The following is an 18,959-nucleotide window of genomic DNA, read 5'->3' as shown; positions in this document are numbered from 1 at the left end:
CGGCGGCCCCTCCTGGCATGTCCGCCGTGGACCGGACCCGACATCCGGTGGGCCCGCCTCAGTGGCCCTGTCCCGGCGCGGCCTCGGTGACGGCGGATCCGCAGAGCCGGATGAATCTCCCGAGCTGCAGGAGCTGCTCAGGGGTCGTGGGGGTGAGGTCCGTGAGCACTCGCGACCGGACGACGACGGCGAGCCACTGGGCTCGGGAGATGGCGACGTTGAGGCGGTTGCGGCTGAGCAGGAAGTCTGTGCCCCGCGGCAGGTCGGTCAGCGCGGACGCCGTCATCGACATGATCGCCACCGGCGCCTCCTGCCCCTGGAAGAGATCGACGGTCCCGACCCTCACGTCAGGCAGGCCCGCGCGGTCCAGCGCCTCCCGCAGCTCGCCGACCTGCGCGTTGTAGGGCGCCACCACCACGAACCCGTCCTGACCCAGCGGTGTCGCGACTCCGCCCGGCGTGGTTCGCCACGGTGTCCCGAGCAGGCCCCGCACGACCTCGACGACGGCGTCGGCCTCCTCGGGCGAGCTGCTGGATCTGTCCCGGTGGTCGACCGTCACGACGCGCAGACCGGGCTCGACGTCGGCCAGCGACCGGCCCAACGTCTTCGACTCCTCCGAGCGCAGACGCCCGGCATACGCCAGGTGCGAGATGGGCTCGCACACCGCCGGGTGCATCCGCCACGTCCGCTCGAGGAAGTAGCCCAGCTCGGCGGGGAGGGTGTCGTGCCCGTCCGCGAGCCAGCCGAGGGCGGACTCGTCGACCGGCTCGGGATGGAAGCCCTGGGACACCTGGGGGAGCTGTTGGGGGTCGCCGAGCAGCAGCAGCCGGGAGGTGCTGCGGGCCACGGCGAGGGTGTTGGCCAGGGAGTACTGCCCGGCCTCGTCGATGACGAGCAGGTCGAGCTCGCCCTCGTCGACGGCCTTGACGTTGCAGAAGTCCCACATCGTGCCGCCGACGACGCAGCCACGGGACGCGGCCCGGTGCTCGTCGAGGAAGCCCCGCACGGCGCGGGCGTCCTTGAGCGGCGTCCACGCGGGGTCCTCGTGCCTGCTCTTGGGCTTGCCCACGTCCTCGCCGGGGACGCCGGCCGTGACGACCTTGTCGAAGACGTTCTCCACGGTCTTGTGCGACTGGGCGACCACGCCCACCCGCCAGCCCAGCTGGACCAGCTTGGCGATCATGAGGGAGGCGACATACGTCTTGCCGGTCCCTGGGGGGCCCTGCACCGCCAGGTAGGACCCGTCGAGCGCCTGCACGGCCTCCGTGATCGCGCTCACCGCGTCGCCGTCCACCACGGGCGGCAGGCGGTCCAGACCCTCCAGCCGCGGAGGACGTCGGCGCAGGATCTCGACCCCCGGGTGCGGTGGCAGCGTCGCGACGCCACCGGCCGCGTCCACCCGTGACGCCAGGGTCAGCAGAACGTCCTTGATGTCCTCGACCCGGGGGCCTCGTCCGACGGTGAGGGCCACCGGGAGGTTGTCATGCTCGTCCGCGCCCTTGGCGAGGCGCTCCTCGATGGTCAGGCTCAGCCGCCCGCCGGGCACCACCTCGGCCGCGGTCACCGACAGGGTGCTGGTCGCCCCCATCGCCTCTGGGCTCGCCGCCTTGATGCTGACGGGCACGGGGGCGGGGTAGACGAGGAAAGCCGCCCCGTCGCCCTTGCCGAAGGACATGCCTGGCTCATGCCGCCCCACCGCCGACAGCACGCGGCGGACGCTGCGCTTGCCGGTGGGCTTGCCCCAGCCGTCCAGGACCTCGACGCGGTCCAGCACGATCGCGTCCTTGGTCTCCGGCCAGTCGTCCAGCGAGGACTGCAGCCGGTCGAAGTGCGCCCACCAGAACGGCTTCTCCTCGCGTCGGTGGTAGTCGACGGCCGCCGCAACCATGGCGACGGCCTGGCGGTCCGCGTCCCGCTCGTCGGCCGGGCCAGCCAGGGCGAGCAGCCGTTGCACGACCACCGCCCCCGGGTCGGCGCCGTCTCCCCCCGCCGGGGCGTCGCCATCGGGCTCGGCGTCGACCAGGGAGTCGCCGGCCACACCCTCCCGGGCGATCCCGGACTCGGCGAGCCGGTCGAGCAGCCAGTCGCGCAGGCGCAGCGTCGAGACGCAGTCGTACTCGTTGTAGTCGGCGATGGACTGCAGCAGCCGGTCAGCCTCGTCGACGTCCCCCCGCGCCCGGGCCTCGCTCCACCGGTGGTACTCCACGATGGAGTCGCCGGCGGTCGTGACCTCGCCGCCGCGCAGGTCGTCGCCCATGTAGAGGGGCTCGAGCTTCTTGATGGAGTAGGACGGCTGGGAGACGCGCAGGGACCGCTTGACCACGGTGTAGAGGTCGACCAGGACGCCCTCCTGCAGCAGCCGGTCGACGGCCTCCTCGCCGACCCCGTGCCTGCCCGCGAGGCGCAGCAGGGCGGTCCGCTCGTAGGCGGCGTAGTGGTAGATGTGGAGGCCCGGGTGACGGGCCCGACGCTCCTCGACGTAGGCCAGGAAGTCGACCAGCGCCTGCCGCTCCTCGACCCGGTCGTGCGCCCAGAACGGACGGAAGGTCCCGTCGGTCTCGACCACACCGAAGAGGTACTCCAGGCCCTGGTCGCCCGCCTCGTCGCCGGCCCACATCGGGTCGCCCTCGAAGTCGAAGAAGATGTCGCCCTCGTCGGGGGCCGGGATCGCGCGGATCGCCTCGGGCGTGTGGACCTCGAACTCGACGGGCCGCGTCGACCCGTCGGGCGGGCACTGGCGCACCTGCAGCCGAGCCTGGGCGCGCAGCTTGTCGAAGGTCGTCCGCGCCATGCCCTCGACCGGCTCCTCGCACGCGGCGAGCTCATCGATCGTGCGGATCCCGGCGGCCAGCAGCTTCTTGCGCTGCACCGCGCGCACTCCCGCCACCAGCCAGACGTCGCGGTGCGCCGCCACCTCGGCGGAGCACACGTCGCACGACCCGCAGGCCGTCACCCCCTCGTCGCCCCAGGCCACGGGCGCGTCGGCGGCCAGGCGACGCTCCACCAGGGAGCGCAGGCGGGCGTGGCGCTCGGTGTGCACGGCCTCGATCTCGGCCACCGGATAGGTGGGTCGGGAGCGGTCACCCAGCACCAGGGTCACTCGGTCCGTCGGGTCGATGCCGCCCCGACGGAGCTGGTCGGCATAGGCCGCGAGCTGCAGCAGCGCCGGCACCTTGGCGTGGCGCGCGAGCTTGGTGTCGTGCACCTCGTAGGCGGGGCGCTCCGGCGTCCACGAGTCGGCGCGCACGAGGAAGTCGGCGAAACCGAGGAATCCCCCGTCGTAGAGGCAGCCCTGGTAGACGACGGGGACGCCCTCGCGCATCGCGGCGAAGGTCGCCTCGCGGGCCGCCCAGAGCGCGATCGGCGTCGGTCGTGGCCGCTCCATCCGACGCACGCCCTCCTCGCCGTGCAGCGCCAGCCACCGCTCGAGCTCCACCTGCTCGTGCGCGTCCCCCAGGGTCGCGAGCTGGGCCATCATCGGGTCCGGCGCCGCGTCGGCCCGGGGCACCCGCCCGAGCATCACGTCGAGGTCGCGCAGCAGCGCCAGCTCGCAGTCCGTCGCCCGGGACAGGTCCGTGGCGCTGATGACGACGTCGTCGCCGATCTGATGCATGTCGACCCCCTTGGTCCTCTGCACGGGAACCTAGCAACGACCACCGACAGACCCTCGGAACACGCGACGCCGGGGAGCCGTTGACGCGGGGGACAGCACCGCCCCCCGCGAAGGAGCCAGCATGTCCCGCATCGTCGTCCTCGGTGGCCACGGCAAGGTCGCCCTCCTGCTCGCCCCGCTGCTGGTCCAGGCCGGGCACGAGGTCACGTCCGTGGTCCGCAACCTCGACCACGAGCGGGAGGTCGCCGCGACCGGTGCGACGCCCGTGGTCGCCGACCTGGAGCAGCTCGACGTCCCCGGGATCATGGAGATCATCACGGGCCACGACGCGGTGGTGTGGTCGGCGGGGGCCGGCGGCGGCAACCCGTCGCGCACCTACGCGGTGGACCGCGACGCGGCGATCCGCAGCATGCAGGCCGCGATGGAGGCCGGGGTGCCGCGCTACGTCATGGTGTCCTACCTCGGCGCGGGCAAGGACCACGGCGTGGCGCAGGACGACCCCTTCCACGCCTACGCCGAGGCCAAGGCCGCCGCGGACGACCACCTGCGCGGCACGGACCTGGAGTGGACCATCCTCGGCCCGACGACCCTCACGCTCGGGCCCGCGACGGGCCGGATCGAGGTGGGCGACCACCCCGCGAGCGGGGAGGTGTCGCGCGCGGACGTGGCGCAGGCGGTCGTGGACACCCTGGCCGACCGGGGCACGATCCACCGGCGGATCGGCTTCGCGTCGGGCGAGACCCCGATCGCGCAGGCCCTGCAGGCCGTATGACGCCCGCCGGCTCGCCCACCCCTCAGTCCCGGTCGGCGAGCGACTCCCGCACCACCCGCACCAGCAGGTCGACGTCGTCCTCCGTCGCGACCAGCGGGGGCGCCAGGCGGATGGTCGAGCCGTGGGTGTCCTTGGCGAGGACGCCGCGGGCCATCATCCGCTCGATGAGCTGACGGCCCGACATCAGCGAGGGGTCGACGTCGACGCCGGCCCACAGGCCCCGCGCCCGCACCGCGACGACGCCGTGGTCGCTCAGGGCCTCCAGGCCGGCCGCGAGCTGCGCGCCGAGCTCGGCCGACCGGCGCTGGAACTCGCCCTCCTGCAGCATCAGGCACACCTCGTGGCCGATCGCCGCGGCCAGGGGGTTGCCGCCGAAGGTCGACCCGTGCGTCCCCGGCGTGATCACCCCGAGCACGTCGCGGTCCGCGGCCACCGCCGAGACCGGCATGATGCCGCCTCCGAGGGCCTTGCCGAGCACGTAGACGTCGGGCACGACGTCCTCGTGGTCGCAGGCGAAGGTCCGGCCGGTGCGCGCGAGCCCCGACTGGATCTCGTCGGCGACCATGAGCGTGCGGGTCTGCGAGCAGATCTCGCGCACCTCCCGCAGGTAGCCCTCCGGGGGCAGGACGACCCCGCCCTCGCCCTGGATCGGCTCCAGCAGCACCGCGACCGTGGTGTCGTCGACGGCGCGCCGCAACGCGTCGGCATCGCCATACGGCACCGCCCGAAAACCGGGCGTGTAGGGGCCGTAGTCGCCGCGGGCCTCCTTGTCGTCGGAGAACGACACGATGGTGGTGGTGCGGCCGTGGAAGTTGCCGTCCATCACCACGATCGACGCCTCGCCCTCGGGCACCCCCTTGACCTGGTAGCCCCACTTGCGGGCGACCTTGAGGGCGGTCTCCACGGCCTCGGCGCCGGAGTTCATCGGCAGGATCTGCTCCTTGCCGGTCAGCCTCCCCAGCTCGTGGGCGAAGGGGCCGAGCTGGTCGTTGTGGAAGGCCCGCGACGTCAGCGTCAGCCGGTGCATCTGGTCCTGCGCGCGCCGCACCAGCCGGGCGTTGGCGTGCCCGAAGTTGAGCGCCGAGTAGCCGGCCAGCGCGTCCAGGTAGCGGTGCCCCTCCACGTCGGTGACCCAGCAGCCCTCGCCGCGGGCGAGGACCACCTCGAGCGGGTGGTAGTTGTGCGCGGACGTGGCCTCGACGAGGTCGATGTGCTGGGACGTCGTGGTGGGGCGGGTCATCGTGCGGGTCTCCTCGGTCGGTCGGCCCGGGGCACGGGCGTGGTCAAGGCCGTATGACGGGGGCCTGATGCCACGGTAGGCCCCCGGCATACGGCCGGGAAGGGGCTAGGGTCCGAGGCGTGAGCCCGCGCAGCCTCCTGCTCCGTGACGTCCGCCCGATCGGCCTCGACGACGACGCCGCGGGTCCCCCCGACCTGGTGGACGTGCTCGTGGAGGCCGGGATGATCCGTCAGGTGGCGGCCGGTCTGACCGCGCCCGCCGACGTGCCGGTGGTGGACGGTGGCGGCCGCTTCGTCGCGCCGGGGCTCTGGGACCACCACGTGCACCTCGAGCAGTGGGCGCTGCAGCAGGTGCGCCTCGACACGGCGGGCACCTCGTCCGTGGACGAGGTGGTCGCCCTGCTCCGCGACCACATCGCGCAGCTGGGCGAGGGGGACCCCGGCAGCGTCGTCCACGCGTGGGGCCACCGCTCCGCCGGGTGGTCGCGCCGCGGCACCGCCGCCGAGCTGGACGCCGTCTGCGGGTCCCACCCCGTCGTCCTCATCAGCGGGGACGGCCACCACGGCTGGCTGAGCTCCTCCGCGCTGCGCCGGCTCGGCCTGCCGACCGGCGAGGGCACCGGCGTGGTGGAGGAGGCCGAGTGGTTCGCGGCCTACGCCCGCCTGACGGAGGTGTTCGGGCCCGACCCGCACCTCGAGGACGGCCTGCGGCTCGCGCTGGAGGACGCCGCGGCACGAGGCGTCGTGGGGATCGTCGACCTGGAGTTCAGCGGGTCCTACGGCCCCTGGCCCGACCGGGTCGCGCGGGGCCTGGACACGCTGCGCGTCGTCACGGCGACCTACGAGGACGGCCTGGACGATGTCGTCGGGCGCGGGCTCCGCACCGGAGATCCGTTGGGGGACAGCGGACTCGTGACCATGGGGCCGCTCAAGATCATCAGCGACGGCTCGCTCAACACCCGGACCGCCTTCTGCTGCGCGCCCTACGGCGGCGGCGGCGATCACGGGGTGCAGAACTACCCGCCGGAGCGGCTGCGCGAGGTCGCCGCCCGGGCGCACGCCGCGGGGCTCGAGTGCGCGGTCCACGCGATCGGGGACGCCGCGGTGCGCGACGCCCTCGACGCGTTCGAGGCGACGGGGGCGCGCGGCTCCCTCGAGCACGCCCAGCTCGTGCGGTGGCAGGACGTGCCCCGGATGGCGGCCCTCCGCCTCCGGGCCAGCGTCCAGCCCGCCCACCTGCTCGACGACCGGGACGTGACAGAGACCTGCTGGGGCGACCGCACCGACCGCTGCTTCGCGCTGCGGGCCATGGCCGACGCCGGGGTGCGTCTGGCCCTGGGCTCGGACGCCCCCGTGTCCCCGCTGGACCCGTGGCTCGCCATGGCGGCCGCCGTGCACCGCTCGGCCGACGAGCGCGGGGCCTGGCACCCGGAGCAGGCCCTGACGGTGCGGGAGGCCTTCGCCGCCTCGGTGGACGGCCAGCGCGTGACGCGCGGCGCGCGCGGCGACCTCGTCCTGCTCGACGCCGATCCGACGGTGTGGCACGGGGACTCGGCCGAGGTGGGGGCACGTCTGCGCGGGCTGCGGCCGACCCTGACGGTGGTGGCCGGGCGGGTGGTGCACGGCGCCTGAGGCGGGATCGGGTGGGGTCCACCAGCGAGGACGCTGGTGGACCCCACCCGATCCCGTCCGGCGCAGCCCGACCGACGGCCGGTCAACCCAGGAGCCGGCCCAGCAGCTCGGCGGACGCCTCGATCGGGCGGGCCGCGACGTGCGGCGTCACGGTGACCTCGGTCCACACCCACCCGGGCAGGTCCGCCGCGCGCCACTGGTGGGGCAGCGCCACCCGGTCCCGCTCCATCACCGACACCGCCCGATCCCGCAGCTCGGTCGGCGTCCCCGGCGCGAAGACCCGGAACGCCAGCGACCGCACCTCCTGCGGCGCCACCACGAACCCCCGCCCGGGCAGGGCCGCCGCGAGCTCCCGGGCGTACGCGTGCAGCTCACCCATCCTCGGCAGCATCGTCTCCAGCCCGTGCAGCGCCGCCAGCGCGACCGGGTATGCCGTGAAGACCGTCCCGCCCAGCCGCCGCCGCCACAGCCGCAGCTCCTCGGCCACGTCCGCGCTCGCGCCGACCGCGGCCCCCGCGAGGCCGCCGAGCCCCTTGTAGAAGGACACGTAGGTGGAGTCGGCGAGGGCGGACACCTCGTGGGGCGGCACGCCGAGGCCGGCCGCCGCCTCCCACAGCCGCGCCCCGTCGAGGTGCAGCGGGATCGAGCGGTACCGGCAGGTGGCCGAGATCGCCTGCAGCTCAACGAGGTCCGGGAGCAGGTAGCCGCCGTCCCGCAGCGGCAGCTCCACGAGGACGGCGCCGACGTGGCCGGGCAGCGCCTCCACGTCGACCGCTGTGGGCGTGACCGGGCCGGTGGTCAGGTGGCACACCTCGAAGCCGTGCAGGACCCGCGGGCCGTCCTCCTCGTGCACCAGCAGGTGCGACAGGTCCGGCATCGCCACCCGCCGCGACCCGCTGCGGTCGCACCAGACCCGCAGCGCCGCCTGCTGGGCCATCACCCCGCTCGGGAAGAACACCGCAGCCTCGGCCGCGAGCTCCTGCGCCACCCGGGCCTCCAGCAGCGCCACCGGGCCGCCGTCCCCGTAGAGGTCACGCTCGGTCGAGTCCGCACCCGCCACCGAGGCCAGCGCCCGCAGCTCGTCCGCCATCGTCACCGGCGGCCTCGCGAACCAGTCGGTGCAGCCGCCCTTCGCTGCCTCGAGACGGTCATCGGGGGCCGGGGTGCGCGTCATACGGCTGATCCTGGCACGCGGACGGCCCGCCCCTGGGTGCTGGGCGGGCCGTCGGTGCGCGTCGGTCAGGCGGCGTCCGGGTTCTGCGCCCACAGGTCGGGGCCGAAGACCTCGTAGCGGATGTGCTCGGCCGGGACGCCCTTGGCCAGGAGCGCCTTGCGGGCGGCCTGCATGAAGGGCAGCGGGCCACACATGAAGACCTTGGCGCCCGAAGGGATCTCGGCGTCCGTCAGGTCCATGAGGCCGGCGCGCGCCGGGTGGATGGTGGGGGCGTTCTCGGCGTCCTCCTCGTACCAGAACTGACCGACCACGTCGTGCATCGCCTCGGCCTGCCCGCGCATCGAGGTGTAGAGCGCCTGCGTCCCGTGCGAGCGGTCGGCGTGGAAGACGCGCACCGAGCGGTGCGGCTGCCGCTGGGACAGGTCCTCCAGGATCGCGGCCATGGGGGTGATCCCGATGCCGGCGGAGACGAGCACCAGCGGGTCCTCGGAGTCGTCGAGGATGACGTCGCCGGCGGGCTGCGACACGTCCAGCACGGTGCCGACGACCGCGTTGTCGGCGAGCCAGTTGCTGACCTGGCCGTCGGGCACGTCGTCCCCGCCGTGCACGCGCTTGATGGTGAGGCGGAAGGCCTCGCGCCCGGGCACCCCGGAGATGGTGTACTGCCGCGGCTGGCGCTCGCCGCCCGGCAGGTCGACCGCCACGGCGACGTACTGACCGGTGCGGTGCTCCGGCAGGTCGCCCTCGACGGGCTTGATAACCAGCGAGAAGGACTCCTCGGTCTCGTCGCTGCGCTCCACGACGGAGTACCGACGCCACGGGTGCTCGGGGTCGGTCCCGCCGAGCGCGTAGAGCTTGCCCTCCTCGGCGATCAGCTGGCACGCGAAGAGCCAGTAGACCTCGTCCCACGCCGCAGCGATCTCGGGGGTGACGGCGTCGCCGAGCACGTCGCCGATCGCCCACATGAGGTGGTGCCCGACGATGGTGTACTCGTAGCTCTTGATCCCCAGCGACACGTGCTTGTGCGCGATGCGCTGCATGATCGGCGTGAAGTCCGGGGCGTCCGGGTCGATCAGGTTGACGGCGTAGGCCACGACGCTGGCGGCCAGGGCCTTGGGCTGCTCGCCGATGGCCTGGTTGGCCTTGTTGAACACCCGGAGCAGCTCGGGGTGCGCCGCGAACATGTGCGGGTAGAAGCGCTTGGTGATCTCTTCGGCGTGCTCGGCAACCACGCCGGCAGTGGCCTGGACGACGGCGGTCGACTCGGGGGACAGCACGGATGAGCTCCTTCGGTCAGGTCCCGCAGGACTGAGAAAAATGGAAATAAAAGGAACGCCGTCAGGGTAACCCCATCCGCCCCCCGCCGCCCCCTCTCGCGATCGTGGTCGGTTTTGGCGCGCAGGTGACCAAAAGGGACCACGATCGCGGGGTGGCGCGGGGTGGCGGGGGGTGGCGCGGGGGCGCCTGGGCCCTCAGGGTTGCGCGAGCACGGCGTCGATGGGGGCGCCGTCGCGCACCAGCGCCTCCGCCCGCTCGTAGTCCTCGTCGGCCTCGTAGGTGAGGGCGCCGACCACGACCCCGTCGCGGGAGTACCACACGGTCAGGGAGCCCGGTCGCTCGTCGACCCGGACGTCGTCGAAGCCGTCGCCCCAGGCGGTGTACTTGAGGGTGCGGTCGCCGATCTCGGACCAGAAGCCCGGCACCGCGTCCCACGCCTCGTCCCCGCCGGCGGCGTTGCGCGCCGCGATCTCGCCCATGGTCAGCGCGTCGCCCCAGTGCTCCACCTCGATGGGCCTGCCGGCGGCCGCGTGGTGGGCCCGGGCCACGTCGCCCGCCGCCCACACGCCCGGCACCGAGGTCCGCAGGTGGTCGTCGACGACCACGCGTCCCTCGTGCATCTGCACGCCCGAGCCCTCCAGGTAGTCCGTGGAGGGGGCCACCCCTAGCGCGGCGAGCACCAGGTCGGGGGAGTGGGTGGTGCCGTCGGACAGGTGCACCTCGCGGCGCGCCTGCACCCCGGTGACCTGCACGTCCGTGACGAGGACGACGCCTTCCTCGGTCAACCAGTCTCGCAGCAGCCGGGACGCCCGCTCGCCGAGACGCTCCACCTGGGGGCCGCGCTCGGTGGTCACGACGGTGACGTCGACGCCCCGCCGCGCCAGGGATGCCGCGGCCTCGCACCCGATGAAGCCGGAGCCGATCACGACCGCGGTCCGGGCGTGCGTCGCGGCCTCCACGAGCCGGCGCGCGTCGGCGAGGCTGCGCAGCTGCCGGACCTCGGCGTCGGGGTCCGCACCGGGCAGCGGTGCCGGGTGCGTCCCCGAGGCGAGCACGAGTGCGGCATACGGGATCTCGCGGCCCCCCGCGTGGACCACCTGCCGCTGGGGGTCGACCCGGTCGACGCGGGTCCCGAGGTGGAGGGTGATCCCCTGCAGGTCCGGGTCCGCCTCGTCGATCGGGACGGGCTCGGCCGGGGCGACGCCCGCCAGGACGTCCTTGCTCAGCGGGGGTCGCTGGTATGGCGGGTCGATGTCGGCGCTGACGATGACGACGGGACCGTCACCTCCCGCATCCCGGTAGGCCTGGGCCGCGGACACGCCCGCCGGCCCGGATCCGACGACGACCAGTCCGTGACTCATGGTGTGCTCCCTCGGGTGCGCGTGGGCGGCTTCGCACGGGCGCATACCCGGGGGCAACCGGGTCATTCGGGAGCCGCCTCCACCACGGGTGCCGGGGCGGCCGCGCCCGACAGCTCGACCACCCCCGCCAACGCCACCGGCCCTGGTCCGCGAGCTGCGGACCAGGGCCGGTGATCATGGTCGGGGTGACAGGATTTGAACCTGCGACCTCGTCGTCCCGAACGACGCGCGCTACCAAGCTGCGCCACACCCCGTGATGACTGGTCGAGGATAGCCGACGAACGCCGCGGGAGACGAATCCGTCCGGCTCCGCGCTCAGCTGCGGGCGCGCAGCGTCAGCAGCGTGGCCTCCGGTCGGCAGGCGAGCCGCACCGGCGCGAACGGCGAGGTGCCGAGCCCGGCCGAGACGTTGAGCCACGCGGCGTCGGTCGGGGCCTGGTCGGACGGGGCGTTGTCGCAGCCCTCCCACCAGCGCGACAGCCCCTTGACCCGCTCGGTGCCGAGGTCGCAGTTGGTGACCAGTGCGCCGTAGAAGGGCACGCACACCTGGCCGCCGTGGGTGTGCCCGGCGATGATCAGGCGGGCGCCGTCGTGGGCGAAGGCGTCGAGGGTGCGCAGGTAGGGCGCGTGGGCGATCCCGACGGTCAGGTCGGCGTCGGGGTCGGCGGGCCCTGCGACCTCCTCGTAGCGGTCGCGCCTGATGTGGGGGTCGTCCACGCCGATGAGCTCGAGGGCGCGGCCGTCGACCTCGAGGGTCGAGCGGTGGTTGTTGAGGTTGACCCACCCGGCCGTCTCGAACCCGGCGATCAGGTCCCCGGTCGGGAGCGTGCGCCGCTCGCCCTTCACCCTCGCGTGGTCGGAGGTGAAGTAGGTGAACGGGTTCTTGGCGTGCGGGGCCAGGTAGTCGTTGGAGCCCATCACGAAGGCCCCCGGCAGCTCCAGCAGCGGCTCGAGCGCCCGCATCGCGACCGGGACGGCCTGCAGGTGGGCGAGGTTGTCGCCGGTGTTGACGACCAGGTCGGGCTCGAGCGCGGCGAGCGAGCGCACCCACTCGACCTTGCGCTCCTGGCCGGGCACCAGGTGCATGTCCGACAGGTGCAGCACCCGCAGCGGCGCCTGGCCGCGGGGCAGCACCGGCGCGGTGACGCGGCGCAGCACGAAGGCGTTGCGCTCGACGACCGAGGCGTAGGCGACCGTCGCGGCGCCGGCCGCGGTCAGTCCGGCGAGGGTGCGCAGCAGAGTCTTCATCGCCGTCATCGTCGCAGACTTCCCGGCCGTATGCCGTGCCACCGCGGACCTTCGTGCTGCGTCGGGGGCGGTGGCGGCATACGCGCGTGCCCTCGCGGGGCCGGGGGGAGCAGACTGGGCCCATGACCACTCTGAAGCAGACCCTGCAGCACGACCTGACCGAGGCGATGCGCGCCCACGACAAGGTGCGCACCGCCACGCTGCGGATGGCGCTGACGGCCGTGACCACCGCCGAGGTGGCGGGCACGGCGCACGAGCTGACCGACGACGAGGTCCTGAAGGTGCTGGCCAAGGAGGCCAAGAAGCGGACCGACGCGGTGGAGGCCTACCAGGCGGCGGGCCGCGAGGAGCTGGCCGCGGCGGAGACGGCGGAGCGGGAGGTGCTGGAGGGATACCTGCCGGCGCAGCTGGAGGACGCGGCGATCGAGGCGCTGGTGGCCGAGGCGGTCGGCGAGACCGGCGCCACGGGGATGGCGCAGATGGGTCAGGTCATGAAGGTCGCGCAGGCCAAGGCCGCCGGCCGGGCAGAGGGTGGCCGGGTCGCGGCCGCGGTGCGGCGGGCCCTGGCGTCCTGACGCCCCTCGACGCGAGGGTCAGCGGGGCGCCGGGGCCGGCGGCGCAGCAGGCGGAGCGGCCGGGGCCGGCGCGGCAGGCGCCGGAGCGGGTGCTGCCGGGGCAGGAGCTGCCGGAGCAGGTGCTGCGGGTGCCGGAGCCGGCGCCGCGGGCGCCGGCGCGTTGGGCCGCGGAGCCGCCGCGCGGGCGCGCTGACCGGTGGAGACCCGCAGCGTGATCGTGCTGCCCTTGGGCGCCTGGCTGGTGGGTCGGGTCCGGGCCACGGTGCCGCGGGGGTAGCCGGAGGCGACCCGGCCGCCCACGGTCACCTGGAAGCCGGCCGCCTCCAGGGTGGTCGTGGCCTCCTCCACCGACATGCCCCCCACGTCGGGGATCGCGGTGCTGGTGCCGTCCGCGACGGGCTGCGCGGCGTTGCCGAAGGGCACGACCGGCAGGCCCTCGTGGGCGGCGCTCATGATGCCCTGCCAGATCGGTCCGGGGATCAGGTAGCCCATCGCCTTGGGGTAGAACTGCGAGCTGCCGTCCGTGGCGTGCAGCCGCAGGTTGCGCCACGAGCCGTCGTTGCTGTCGGGGGTGCCGGCCCACACGGCGGTGGAGTACTGCGGGGTGGCCCCGACGAACCAGGTCTCGTTGTCGGCGTCGGTGCCGGTCTTGCCGATGGCGGGCCGACCGATCTGGCGGGCCTTGCCGGTGCCGTCGGTCATGACGCCCTGGAAGATCCCGGCCGCCTGGTTGGCGATGTTCTCGTCCAGCACCCGCTTGCAGCCGGGCAGCTTGAGGTCGACCTTCTTGCCGGCGCTGTCGGTGATCGCCTCGATGGGGGTGTTGGGGCAGGAGATGCCGCGGTTGGCGATGATGGCGTACATCGACGCCATGGTCTCGGGGCTGGCGTCCTCACCCAGCAGCAGGATCTGGGGGTAGGTGCTGAGCGGCTTGCCGTCCGGCGCCTCGGAGGCGCGGCTGGAGTTGTGCATCCCCATCTCGAGCGCGGTGTTGCGGATGTTGCACGTCCCGATGTCCGCGGAGAGGGCGAGGAAGGCCGTGTTGATCGAGTTGCGGGTGGCCCCGCCGATGGTCTCCCCGGGCTTGGGGTTGTCGCCCTCGGCGTTGCCGATCTTCAGCGGGCCGCCCGGCTGGCAGCCGGCCTGGAACTCGCGGGGGTACCACGGCGTGCCGGGCGGGCGGATCCCCGGGATCGGGTAGCTCTCGCCCTTGCCCTGCTTGAGCGCCTCGACGACGGCGAAGAGCTTCATCGTCGACCCCACGCTGAAGCCGCCGGACGCGCCGTAGCGGTAGTCGGCGGCCCAGTTGACCTGGGTCGATCCGGGCGCCGCCTTGCCCGAGGGGTTGTAGCCCGTGGACTGCACCATCGCCCGGATCTTGCCGGTGCTGGTCTCCACGGTGGTCGCGGCGGACCCGAACTTCGGGTAGTCCTGCGCCGAGATCACCCGGCCCATCGAGGCGGCTGCCTGCTTCTGCAGCTCGGGGTCGATGGTCGTGACGATGCGGTAGCCGCCACGCAGGACCCGCCCCTCGCGCTCCTGCGGGGTCGCCCCGAGCGCCGGCAGCGTCTTGAGGTAGTTGACGACGTAGTCGCACCAGAAGGGGTAGGTCGCCGCCGCGCAGCTGTTCTTGGGCGGGTCGGACTTGACGACGCCGAGCGGCGAGGCCTTCGCGGCCGCGAGCTGCTTGGCGTCGATGTACCCGTAGCGGTGCATCGCGTCCAGCACCACGTTGCGGCGGGCCAGCGCGGCCTTGGGGTTGCGGATCGGGTCGTTGGCCCCGGGCTGCTGCACCACGCCGGCCAGGGTCGCCGCCTGCGGGACCGTGAGCTTGGCCGCGGTGGTGCGGAAGTAGTGACGGGCGGCGGCCTCCACGCCATACGCCTGGTCCCCGAAGTAGACGAGGTTGAGGTAGTTCTGGAGGATCTGCTCCTTGGTCATCTGCTTCTCGACCTGGACGGCGTACTTCAGCTCCTGGAGCTTGCGGGACGCCGTGACCGCCTTGGCGGCCTTGGCCGCCTGGGTGTCACCGCGGTCCAGGGCGGACTTCTCGAGGGTGACCTTGACGTACTGCTGGGTGAGGGTGGAGGCACCGCGCGGCGCGCCGCCCATCGCAGCCCCCGCCACGGCCGAGCCGATGCCCTCGAGGTCGACGCCGCCGTGCTCGTAGAAGCGGTGGTCCTCGATCGACACCTGGGCCTTCTGCATCCAGGGGGAGATCGCCGTGATGGGGACGATGATGCGGTTCTGGACGTAGAGCGTCGCGATGACCGTCTTGCCGTCCGCCGCGAGGATCTCGGACTGCTGCTCGGGCACCACGGAGGTGAACTCCGTCGGCAGCTCCTCGTAGACCTCGACCCCGGACTTGACGACGGTCCCCATCAGCGCCGTCGCCGGGATCAGCAGCCCCGCGCCGAGGAATCCGCCGACCACCGCCACCGCGAGGAAGGCCGTCAACAGGCTCATCACGGTGGGGATGGCGCTCAGTCGTCCCTGCTTCATGGGGCCCAGCGTACTTTTTTTCGACCCACCCGTAACCCACCGAGGACGTGCGCGTTTACAGCCTGAGAGCCTGACCCGGCAGCGCAGTGACTAGTCCTTCTGGACCACCGTAACCGCCTGATCGAGTCATTGGGCCGGAATCAGCAGACACGTACCCTCATGGGTGAACATCTGGGAGGCAGACGACATGACTGTTCTGACTGCGCGCGCGGGGGAGCGTGCCGGACAGTGGATCCAGGAGTGGGCGCCGCTCGGCAACTGCGTCACCCAGGATCCGGACGCGTTGTTCGTCCAAGGTGCCGCCCAGCAGCAGGCGAAGCAGATCTGCGTCGGCTGCCCCGTCATCGCCGAGTGCCTGGCCGACGCCCTTGACAACCGCACGGAGTTCGGCGTGTGGGGTGGCATGACCGAGCGCGAGCGTCGCGCCCTGCTCAAGCGTCGCCCGGACGTCCGCAGCTGGCGCCCCGTCCTCGAGGCCATGATGACGCGCAGCAAGGACCACAAGGTCGCCTGACGCGTCCGGCCCGAGGCGTATGCCGGCTGACGCCTGACCTCACCTGATCATCTGACGAGCGGCCGAGCCGGTCCGGCCAGGTCGCTCGGGCTCGCTCACAGCGACGCCGCGACCCCGCGCAGGCCCTCGAGGTCGTGGACGTCGGTGGCCGCGACCGGCACCTGCGGCACCAGCAACCCCGGCAGCAGCCTCCGCTGCTCGGCCACGACCTCGGCGTGCCGCTGGGCCACGTCGTCCGAGGCCGCACCCGTCGTCAGCAGGACCCGCGCCGCCCGCGCGGCGTCGTCCTCCCCCGTCACGCGCTCGGCCAGCGCCCGCATCTCTCGTGCGCCCGGTGTCCCCGTCACCGGGCGCACGAGCCTGTTGACGACCAGGGCCGCGAGCGGCATCTCCTCGCTGCGCAGCCGCCGCACGAAGTAGTCGGCCTCCCGCACGGCCGCCGGCTCGGGGGTGGTCACGACGACGAAGGCCGTGCCCGGCTCGGACAGCTGGGCATAGGTGCGGTCGGCCCGCTCGCGGAAGCCGCCGAACATCGTGTCCAGCGCCAGCACGAAGGTCTGCACGTCCGCCAGCAGCTGGCCCCCGAGCAGCCTGCCGAGCACCCCGGCCGCCAGCGACATCCCGCCCGTCAGCGTGCGGACCCCGAGGCGGCCGCCGACCCGCGCCGGGGCGGTGAGCAGCCGCACCAGCCGGCCGTCGAGGAAGGACCCCAGCCGCGCCGGCGCGTCCAGGAAGTCCAGCGCCGACCGGCTCGGTGGCGTGTCCACGACGATGAGGTCCCAGCGCCCGTCGCGGTCGGCCTCGGCGCGCAGCTGCCCGAGCTTCTCCATCGCCATGTACTCCTGGGTGCCCGCGAAGGAGCTCGACACCGAGCGGTAGAACGGGTTGGCCAGGATCTGCTCCGCGGCCTGCGGCGACGCGTGGGCGAGCACCACCTCGTCGAAGGTGCGCTTCATGTCCAGCATCATCGCGTCGAGGTGGCCGCCCGCGGACTCGTCCACCCCCGCCACCCGCCTCGGCGTGTTGTCGAGCTCGGCCAGCCCGAGGGCCTGCGCGAGCCGCCGGGCCGGGTCGATCGTCAGCACCACGACGCGTCGGCCGGCCTCCGCCGCGTCCAGCGCCAGCGCGGCCGAGGTGGTCGTCTTGCCCACCCCTCCCGAGCCGCAGCAGAGCACGACCCGGGTGCGTGGGTCGCGCACCAGGTCGGTGAGCCGCTCCTCCGTATGCCGCTCCTCCGTATGCCGTGCCGCCGCGTCCCGTGCCGCCTCGGCGGGCCGGGTCTCGTCATGGGTCACAGGTCCTCACCCACCTGCTCGGCCACCGACCGCGCCAGCTCCCGCAACCCTCGCGGCCCCACCCCTGCGGGCAGGTGGGGGAGCAGCACCGTGGGCAGGCCCAGCGGGTCGAGCAGCTCCTGCTGGGCGCCCTCGGCCTCCAGCCGGGCCGCGTGGTCACGGGCATGGGCGACGAGGCCGGCCGCCAGCGCGTCCGGGTCGGGTGCGCCCGCGCGGCGCAGCGCGTCCGCCACCTGCGAGGCCCCCACCCGGTCGTCCACGACCGCGTCGAAGACGTCCAGGTCCCCCTCCGACAGGCCGTCGTCCCGCACCTGGTCGACGACCACCATCCCCGGGTGCAGGCCGGCCTCGCGCAGCTGGGCCACCGCCTCGACGGTCTCGGCCACGGGCATCTCCTCGAGCAGGGTCACGAGGTGCACGACGACCTGGTCGGAGTGCACCAACGTCGTCACGGCGTCGGCCTGGTGCCGGATCGGGCCGACCTTGGCGAGGTCGGCGACCTGCGTGTTGGCCTCCAGGAATCTCACGACCCGTCCCGTCGGGGGCGCGTCCACCACGACCTGGTCGTAATGGTCCGGGGCGCCGCGGGGCCGCTGGTGGGCCGGGGTGCGGCGGGTCGCCTCGTAGAGCTTGCCCATCACGAGCACGTCCGCGAGCCCGGGCGCGATGTCGGTCGCGAACTCCACGGCCCCGACCTGGTCGAGCAGCGCCCCTGCGGGCCCGAGCCTGTAGTAGAGCCGGAGGTACTCCATCAGGGCGGCGCGCGGGTCGACGGCCAGGGCGTAGAGCTCCCCGCCCGCGGGGGTCGTCTGCACAAGCCGCTCGTGGTCCCCCACGGGGCTGCACCCGAGCACCGGGGCCAGCGCCTGCCGCTGCTCCACCTCGGCCAGCAGCACCCGGCGACCCCGCTCGGCCAGGGCCAGCGCGAGCGCGGCCGCCACGGTGGTCTTGCCCGTCCCGCCCTTGCCGGTGACGACGTGGAGCCTCGGTCGACGCCGCGGGCCGGCGGGGGACCCGGGGGCGGCGATCGGCATGGTGACAGGCTAGTGCTCCCGCTGTCGGTGGTGGTGGATAGAGTGCCGACATGACCACCTGGGAGTACGCCACCGTGCCGCTGATCGTCCACGCCACCAAGCAGATCCTCGACCAGTGGGGCGAGGACGGCTGGGAGCTCGTGCAGGTGCTGCAGGGTCCGGAGGGCAACCTCGTGGCCTACCTCAAGCGGCCCAAGCAGGGCTGAGCGGCATACGCGAGCGTCCGTCGAAGGAGACATGCCATGAGTGAAGTCGAGCGTCGCCTGGCCGAGCTGGGGCTGTCGGTCCCCGACGTCGCGGCCCCGGTCGCGGCCTATGTCCCGGCGCTGCAGGACGGCCGCCGGATCCACACCTCCGGGCAGCTGCCGATGGTGCAGGGCTCCCTCGCCGAGACGGGCAAGGTCGGCGAGGGCGACGGGCTCGTGCCCCCCGAGCGCGCCAAGGAGCTCGCGCAGGTGTGCGCCCTCAACGCCATCGCCGCCGTGAAGTCCGTCGTCGGTGACCTGGACCGGGTGGCCCAGGTCGTCAAGGTGGTCGGGTTCGTGGCGAGCGACCCGTCGTTCACCGGCCAGCCCGGCGTCGTCAACGGCGCGAGCGAGCTGCTCGGCCACGCCTTCGGCGAGCACGGCGTGCACGCGCGGTCCGCGGTCGGGGTCGTCGTGCTGCCGCTGGACGCGCCGGTCGAGCTCGAGATCACCGTCGCGCTCGCCGACGACTGAGCA

At 73.6% G+C, this 18,959-nt stretch carries 15 protein-coding genes and 1 tRNA gene; 6 read left to right on the top strand and 10 right to left on the bottom strand.

The window, feature by feature from the left end:
- Positions 1-58 precede the first annotated feature (58 nt).
- Positions 59-3,613 carry a TM0106 family RecB-like putative nuclease gene (locus ADJ73_RS02615; protein WP_050349211.1) on the bottom strand — a complete coding sequence of 1,185 codons (3,555 nt, stop codon included), beginning with the start codon at positions 3,611-3,613 and terminating at the stop codon, positions 59-61.
- A 121-nt stretch (positions 3,614-3,734) separates the two neighbouring features.
- Here ADJ73_RS02615 and ADJ73_RS02610 point away from each other — a divergent pair, with 121 nt between their 5' ends.
- Positions 3,735-4,385 (top strand): NAD(P)-dependent oxidoreductase, encoded by a 651-nt coding sequence (locus ADJ73_RS02610; RefSeq protein WP_050346974.1) that lies wholly within the window; start codon positions 3,735-3,737, stop codon positions 4,383-4,385.
- Between the two features lie 22 nt (positions 4,386-4,407).
- Here ADJ73_RS02610 and rocD read toward each other — a convergent pair whose 3' ends face one another.
- Positions 4,408-5,625: an ornithine--oxo-acid transaminase gene (gene rocD / locus ADJ73_RS02605; RefSeq protein WP_050346973.1), complete on the bottom strand. Its 1,218-nt coding sequence runs from the start codon at positions 5,623-5,625 to the stop codon at positions 4,408-4,410.
- A 119-nt stretch (positions 5,626-5,744) separates the two neighbouring features.
- Between rocD and ADJ73_RS02600 the strand changes: the two genes are divergently transcribed.
- Positions 5,745-7,256, top strand: a complete 1,512-nt coding sequence (locus ADJ73_RS02600) for an amidohydrolase (protein WP_050346972.1) — start codon at positions 5,745-5,747, stop codon at positions 7,254-7,256.
- Between the two features lie 82 nt (positions 7,257-7,338).
- Here ADJ73_RS02600 and ADJ73_RS02595 read toward each other — a convergent pair whose 3' ends face one another.
- The 5 genes from ADJ73_RS02595 to ADJ73_RS02575 form a co-directional block, all read right to left on the bottom strand.
- Positions 7,339-8,430, bottom strand: coding sequence for a threonine aldolase family protein (locus tag ADJ73_RS02595; RefSeq protein WP_050346971.1), 1,092 nt, complete (start codon positions 8,428-8,430; stop codon positions 7,339-7,341).
- Between the two features lie 65 nt (positions 8,431-8,495).
- Positions 8,496-9,707, bottom strand: coding sequence for a globin domain-containing protein (locus ADJ73_RS02590; RefSeq protein ID WP_050346970.1), 1,212 nt, complete (start codon positions 9,705-9,707; stop codon positions 8,496-8,498).
- A gap of 195 nt (positions 9,708-9,902) precedes the next feature.
- Positions 9,903-11,069 carry an NAD(P)/FAD-dependent oxidoreductase gene (locus ADJ73_RS02585; RefSeq protein ID WP_156188079.1) on the bottom strand — a complete coding sequence of 389 codons (1,167 nt, stop codon included), beginning with the start codon at positions 11,067-11,069 and terminating at the stop codon, positions 9,903-9,905.
- 177 nt (positions 11,070-11,246) lie between these two features.
- Positions 11,247-11,323, bottom strand: a tRNA-Pro gene (locus tag ADJ73_RS02580).
- A gap of 61 nt (positions 11,324-11,384) precedes the next feature.
- Positions 11,385-12,317, bottom strand: coding sequence for a metallophosphoesterase (locus tag ADJ73_RS02575; protein WP_050346968.1), 933 nt, complete (start codon positions 12,315-12,317; stop codon positions 11,385-11,387).
- A gap of 122 nt (positions 12,318-12,439) precedes the next feature.
- Between ADJ73_RS02575 and ADJ73_RS02570 the strand changes: the two genes are divergently transcribed.
- Entirely contained in the window at positions 12,440-12,892 is a 453-nt protein-coding gene (locus tag ADJ73_RS02570) for a GatB/YqeY domain-containing protein (RefSeq protein WP_050346967.1), read from the top strand.
- 18 nt (positions 12,893-12,910) lie between these two features.
- Here ADJ73_RS02570 and ADJ73_RS02565 read toward each other — a convergent pair whose 3' ends face one another.
- A complete protein-coding gene (locus ADJ73_RS02565; protein WP_050346966.1) occupies positions 12,911-15,394 on the bottom strand; it encodes a penicillin-binding protein in 2,484 nt (827 codons plus the stop codon).
- 187 nt (positions 15,395-15,581) lie between these two features.
- On the opposite strand from ADJ73_RS02565, the gene ADJ73_RS02560 reads away from it, so the two are divergent.
- Positions 15,582-15,908: a WhiB family transcriptional regulator gene (locus ADJ73_RS02560; RefSeq protein WP_050349210.1), complete on the top strand. Its 327-nt coding sequence runs from the start codon at positions 15,582-15,584 to the stop codon at positions 15,906-15,908.
- A 95-nt stretch (positions 15,909-16,003) separates the two neighbouring features.
- Here the strand turns inward: ADJ73_RS02560 and ADJ73_RS02555 are convergent, their stop codons facing one another.
- Together ADJ73_RS02555 and ADJ73_RS02550 are read right to left on the bottom strand one after the other, a co-directional pair.
- Positions 16,004-17,203, bottom strand: coding sequence for an ArsA-related P-loop ATPase (locus ADJ73_RS02555; protein WP_082176688.1), 1,200 nt, complete (start codon positions 17,201-17,203; stop codon positions 16,004-16,006).
- On the bottom strand, positions 17,200-18,237 hold the full coding sequence (locus ADJ73_RS02550) for an ArsA-related P-loop ATPase (RefSeq protein WP_050346965.1): 1,038 nt from the start codon (positions 18,235-18,237) through the stop codon (positions 17,200-17,202). Before ADJ73_RS02550 ends, ADJ73_RS02555 begins: the two co-directional genes overlap by 4 nt.
- Before the next feature lie 50 nt (positions 18,238-18,287).
- Between ADJ73_RS02550 and ADJ73_RS16805 the strand changes: the two genes are divergently transcribed.
- Positions 18,288-18,443 carry a DUF4177 domain-containing protein gene (locus ADJ73_RS16805; protein ID WP_156188078.1) on the top strand — a complete coding sequence of 52 codons (156 nt, stop codon included), beginning with the start codon at positions 18,288-18,290 and terminating at the stop codon, positions 18,441-18,443.
- 36 nt (positions 18,444-18,479) lie between these two features.
- A complete protein-coding gene (locus tag ADJ73_RS02545; RefSeq protein WP_050346964.1) occupies positions 18,480-18,956 on the top strand; it encodes a RidA family protein in 477 nt (158 codons plus the stop codon).
- The last annotated feature ends 3 nt before the right edge of the window (positions 18,957-18,959 follow it).

This window comes from Arsenicicoccus sp. oral taxon 190 (assembly GCF_001189535.1).
In the GTDB taxonomy this organism is placed as follows: Bacteria; Actinomycetota; Actinomycetes; order Actinomycetales; family Dermatophilaceae; genus Arsenicicoccus.
This window is presented reverse-complemented; position numbering and strand designations above follow the sequence as displayed.